This window comes from Streptomyces sp. NPDC091972 (genome assembly GCF_044756385.1).
Taxonomy (GTDB): domain Bacteria; phylum Actinomycetota; class Actinomycetes; order Streptomycetales; family Streptomycetaceae; genus Streptomyces.
Genome location: NZ_JBIVSV010000033.1, coordinates 3,538 through 4,723, shown reverse-complemented (window position 1 = coordinate 4,723; position 1,186 = coordinate 3,538). Strand labels below are relative to the sequence as shown.

Here is a 1,186-nt window from a genome sequence, read left to right as displayed (position 1 = left end):
ATGGACAAGCCCTCGGCCTATTAGTACCGGTCACCTCCACCAGTTACCTGGCTTCCAGATCCGGCCTATCAACCCAGTCGTCTACTGGGAGCCTTAACCCCTCAAGGGGGTGGGAGTCCTCATCTCGAAGCAGGCTTCCCGCTTAGATGCTTTCAGCGGTTATCCCTCCCGAACGTAGCCAACCAGCCATGCCCTTGGCAGAACAACTGGCACACCAGAGGTTCGTCCGTCCCGGTCCTCTCGTACTAGGGACAGCCCTTCTCAAGACTCCTACGCGCACAGCGGATAGGGACCGAACTGTCTCACGACGTTCTAAACCCAGCTCGCGTACCGCTTTAATGGGCGAACAGCCCAACCCTTGGGACCGACTCCAGCCCCAGGATGCGACGAGCCGACATCGAGGTGCCAAACCATCCCGTCGATATGGACTCTTGGGGAAGATCAGCCTGTTATCCCCGGGGTACCTTTTATCCGTTGAGCGACGGCGCTTCCACAAGCCACCGCCGGATCACTAGTCCCGACTTTCGTCCCTGCTCGACCCGTCGGTCTCACAGTCAAGCTCCCTTGTGCACTTACACTCAACACCTGATTACCAACCAGGCTGAGGGAACCTTTGGGCGCCTCCGTTACTCTTTAGGAGGCAACCGCCCCAGTTAAACTACCCATCAGACACTGTCCCTGATCCGGATCACGGACCCAGGTTAGACATCCAGCACGACCAGACTGGTATTTCAACGACGACTCCACCCGAACTGGCGTCCGAGTTTCAAAGTCTCCCAGCTATCCTACACAAGCCGAACCGAACACCAATATCAAACTGTAGTAAAGGTCCCGGGGTCTTTCCGTCCTGCTGCGCGAAACGAGCATCTTTACTCGTAGTGCAATTTCACCGGGCCTATGGTTGAGACAGTCGAGAAGTCGTTACGCCATTCGTGCAGGTCGGAACTTACCCGACAAGGAATTTCGCTACCTTAGGATGGTTATAGTTACCACCGCCGTTTACTGGCGCTTAAGTTCTCAGCTTCGCCACACCGAAATGTGACTAACCGGTCCCCTTAACGTTCCAGCACCGGGCAGGCGTCAGTCCGTATACATCGCCTTACGGCTTCGCACGGACCTGTGTTTTTAGTAAACAGTCGCTTCTCGCTGGTCTCTGCGGCCACCCCCAGCTCAGAGTGCAAGACCC

Annotated in this window: 1 rRNA gene (cut by a window edge); it reads right to left on the bottom strand. The window is 56.3% G+C overall.

Annotation, left to right across the window (positions count from 1 at the left end):
- Window positions 1-1,186, bottom strand: a 23S ribosomal RNA gene (locus ACIQJT_RS41640); it runs 2,033 nt beyond the window's last position.